We start from the raw sequence: 3,029 nt of genomic DNA, 5'->3' as shown, positions 1-3,029 counted from the left end.
AGCACGGTTGGCCAGCGCGTCGCATTCGCCGACGCCGCGCAATCCGGCCGCCTGGTCTTCGAGCTGGCCGAGCAGAGCGCCGCCGCCCGCGAGATCGCCGAGCTCGCCGCCGAGGTCGTGAGGATCGCACCATGAGCGAGCGGTCGACCAAGCGCGGTTTTGCGGCGCGGCCAGGAAACGCCGAGACCTGGATCAAGGCACCCGAAGTCACGGCTCGCCGCGCTGACGACGCAGTGGCGTTCACCGCGCGGCTGACGATCGACGTCACGCCTGCGCTGCGCGGCCGCATCAAGGTCGCCGCCTTCCGGCGCGGGATCACCGTCGCCGACATGCTGCGCGACCTCTTCGCGCGCGAATTCCCCGACGATCCCGGAGAACCGTCATGAGCGACAACACGCTGTCGCCACAGCAAGCCGCGCCGCCGTCCCGTCGCGCCGCCATCGCGCTCACGCATGTCGAGCTGACCTGGATCGAGAAGAAGATCGAGCGCTGGCTGCGTTTCGGCCGCCGCGCCGAGGAGAAGATCCTCGATCGCCGCCGCAGCATCTCCAGCTTCAAGCCCGGCAGCATTTTCGCCTTCGTGCGCTGGGCGTCGAACGACTTCGGCACGATCGTCTCGCGTATGGACATCGTGTGCGCGGTCGAGCCCGGCGCGCCCTATCAGACGCTACCCTTCGTGCGCCCCGGCGGCGAGATCCTTCTCAGAGTCGACGGCTGGCCCAAGGTCGAGCGCGTGCTGCTGGCGATCGATGCGGTCGAAGCCCTCGACATCGATCCGGCCGACGCCGCGCCGGAACACTGGCGTCATCTCCACAATCGCCTCGCAGTCGGCGACGAGCCGCACGCCTACACGCGCGACCAGCACGCGGCATGGCTGAAGCGCCGGAGGGTCGCGCCATGAGTCGCTTCGGCTACGTCACGACGACGTACTTCGCGATGCTCGTCGTTGGCGCGCTCGCATTCTTCCACCCAGTCCCCCGGCTGATCTGGAACGCCACGGCCAGCACGCCGACAGGGCTCTATGCGCTGCGCCCAACGGGCAGGCTCCACGCGCTCAAGCTGGTCGCGGTGCGGCCTCCGGAACCCGTCGCCAGCTACCTCGCCGATGGCGGATTCCTGCCCAAAGGCGTGCCGCTCCTGAAGCATGTCATGGCGGCCGCCGGGCAGACCGTGTGCCGGGAGGGGAACGCCGTCATCGTCGATCACGTCGAAGCCGGTGTGGCCCGTGACCGCGATCATCTCGGCCGTCCGCTGCCGCGCTGGAGCGGCTGCCATACGCTCACTGCGGGCGAAGTCTTCCTCATGAATCCGACCGTCCCGGACAGCCTGGACGGTCGCTATTTCGGTCCGCTCCCCACCACCGCGATCGTCGCGCGCGCGGTCCCGTTGTGGACCGACGAGGCCGGCGACGGCCGCTTCGTGTGGCGCGCCGCCACCGATTGATCCGCTTCTCAACCCGCCAACCACGGAGGTTTCCCATGGCGCAGATTGGTCAGTTCACCCGCGACAAGTCCGGTTTCACCGGGCGCATCCAGACGCTGTTCTTCTACCGAGACCTTTCCCTCGTACCGGCCGAATCCTCCGATGCCGAGAACGCGCCCGACTATCGCGTCCACATCGGCGATGCCGATGGCCCAGAGATCGGCGCGGGGTGGAAGCGCACGGGCGAGAAGGCGGGCGAGTACGTTTCTCTCGTCATCGACGATCCCGCGCTCGCGCAGCCGATCCGCGCCAATCTGTTCCAGTCGGGCGACGACAAGTCCGCCTGGGTGCTGAACTGGAACCGCCCGCCCAAGCGCGGCGAGCGGGACTGATCGCATGCGGCGCGTGCTTCTCCTGCTCGCTGGGCTGACGGCGTTCGGCGTACCCGCCGTCGCCGTCCACGCCCAGACGGCGCCCCTCGATCTGCACGCCCCGAGCGATCCCTATGCGTCGCTCATTGCGGAGGCGGCCCAGCGCTTCGCCATTCCAGCGGCGTGGATCAGGGCGGTCATGCGCATCGAAAGCCGCGGCGATCGGCATGCCGTCTCGCCCAAGGGCGCGATGGGCCTGATGCAGCTCATGCCGGAGACCTGGGCTGCGCTGCGCGCTCGCTATGGCCTCGGGCGTGACGCGTTCGATCCGCACGACAACATCCTGGCGGGCGCGGCCTTCCTGCGCGAGATGCACGACCACTACGGATCGCCGGGCTTCCTCGCGGCCTACAATGCGGGGCCTGGACGATACGAGGATTACCGCGACCGCCACCGTCCGTTGCCGGCCGAAACGGTCGCTTATGTTGCGGCGCTAGTCCCTTTTGTCGGGGACGGCGCGACCGATGGGCCTGTCCTGGTGGCGGCCTCCGATCCGTCGTCCTGGACTCAAGCGCCGCTCTTCATCACGCGGTCGGCAAGCGCTGAACCGGCCCGTGGCGCGACCTCCAAGCAGCAGCCCAACGACACGCCGACCGCGGTAGCTGTGCACGACTTGTCGGCCATCGCACCGCAATCAGGTGGGTTGTTCGTGGCCGTTTCCGCATTGGAGCCGCAGCGATGATCGCGCTCTTCGTCGATCATCCAATCGCGGCGAACTCACCGTCAGCGTGCGCTTTCCTTGGCGACGCGGTGTTCTTTGACGCTTCCGTGGGCTGCGTTGAAGCTCCCGGGCGCGATTTCGTTGGCAGGCGTAGCGTGGCGTGCTGCCGGGAAGAAGGAAGGGCAAACAGAGGAGAAGCGCAGGAACCGACCGACAGAGGGCCAGATAAAAGGCCGCAAGGTGCGGCTCGATCGGTCGGTTGTTTTTGCAGGGCTTTTTCACTGATCCGGCAATGTGCGGCCTCGGCGCGCAATGTGCGCTCCGCCCTCAATGCTTTGCCGATCCTGGATTTTCCGCACCTTGCCGGCGCCGGCCATGGCTGAAGAGAACGACTTCCAGCCCCGGCCAGGCCGCATTCGCTCCTCGCGCAGCCAGCGGGCGAAGCCCTTCATTGCCCAGGCGCTCGCCGCCGCCCAGCGTGCCGGCGGCGGCGTCTCGCGGCAGGGCCTGCTCCG

6 protein-coding genes are annotated in these 3,029 nt (G+C 68.1%); all 6 read left to right on the top strand.

Annotation, left to right across the window (positions count from 1 at the left end):
* Positions 1-131: 131 nt before the first annotated feature.
* Genes HUK84_RS13755 through HUK84_RS22885 form a run of 6 tightly spaced genes read left to right on the top strand, consistent with a single transcriptional unit; the run spans position 132 to position 2,897 of the window.
* The gene (locus tag HUK84_RS13755) at positions 132-386 is read left to right on the top strand and encodes a hypothetical protein (RefSeq protein ID WP_176640796.1); all 255 of its coding nucleotides are present in this window, start codon (positions 132-134) and stop codon (positions 384-386) included.
* Positions 383-901, top strand: a complete 519-nt coding sequence (locus HUK84_RS13750; RefSeq protein WP_176640795.1) for a DUF2840 domain-containing protein — start codon at positions 383-385, stop codon at positions 899-901. The genes HUK84_RS13755 and HUK84_RS13750 overlap by 4 nt, the downstream gene beginning before the upstream one ends.
* The gene (locus HUK84_RS13745) at positions 898-1,443 is read left to right on the top strand and encodes a S26 family signal peptidase (RefSeq protein WP_176640794.1); all 546 of its coding nucleotides are present in this window, start codon (positions 898-900) and stop codon (positions 1,441-1,443) included. The genes HUK84_RS13750 and HUK84_RS13745 overlap by 4 nt, the downstream gene beginning before the upstream one ends.
* Positions 1,444-1,478: 35 nt before the next feature.
* Positions 1,479-1,814, top strand: coding sequence for a DUF736 domain-containing protein (locus tag HUK84_RS13740; protein ID WP_176640793.1), 336 nt, complete (start codon positions 1,479-1,481; stop codon positions 1,812-1,814).
* A gap of 4 nt (positions 1,815-1,818) precedes the next feature.
* Positions 1,819-2,535 carry a lytic transglycosylase domain-containing protein gene (locus HUK84_RS13735; protein ID WP_176640792.1) on the top strand — a complete coding sequence of 239 codons (717 nt, stop codon included), beginning with the start codon at positions 1,819-1,821 and terminating at the stop codon, positions 2,533-2,535.
* Positions 2,532-2,897 carry a hypothetical protein gene (locus HUK84_RS22885; protein ID WP_218064368.1) on the top strand — a complete coding sequence of 122 codons (366 nt, stop codon included), beginning with the start codon at positions 2,532-2,534 and terminating at the stop codon, positions 2,895-2,897. Before HUK84_RS13735 ends, HUK84_RS22885 begins: the two co-directional genes overlap by 4 nt.
* Positions 2,898-3,029 lie beyond the last annotated feature (132 nt).

Source organism: Nguyenibacter vanlangensis (assembly GCF_013376155.1).
GTDB lineage: Bacteria > Pseudomonadota > Alphaproteobacteria > Acetobacterales > Acetobacteraceae > Gluconacetobacter > Gluconacetobacter vanlangensis.
This window is presented reverse-complemented; position numbering and strand designations above follow the sequence as displayed.

Bases quoted from the DNA above. Each gene is read 5' to 3' on its own strand.
- HUK84_RS13745 (WP_176640794.1), top strand. From the start codon at position 898: ATGAGTCGCTTCGGCTACGTCACGACGACGTACTTCGCGATGCTCGTC.
- HUK84_RS13740 (WP_176640793.1), top strand. From the start codon at position 1,479: ATGGCGCAGATTGGTCAGTTCACCCGCGACAAGTCCGGTTTCACCGGG.
- HUK84_RS22885 (WP_218064368.1), top strand. From the start codon at position 2,532: ATGATCGCGCTCTTCGTCGATCATCCAATCGCGGCGAACTCACCGTCA.
- HUK84_RS13750 (WP_176640795.1), top strand. From the start codon at position 383: ATGAGCGACAACACGCTGTCGCCACAGCAAGCCGCGCCGCCGTCCCGT.
- HUK84_RS13755 (WP_176640796.1), top strand. From the start codon at position 132: ATGAGCGAGCGGTCGACCAAGCGCGGTTTTGCGGCGCGGCCAGGAAAC.
- HUK84_RS13735 (WP_176640792.1), top strand. From the start codon at position 1,819: ATGCGGCGCGTGCTTCTCCTGCTCGCTGGGCTGACGGCGTTCGGCGTA.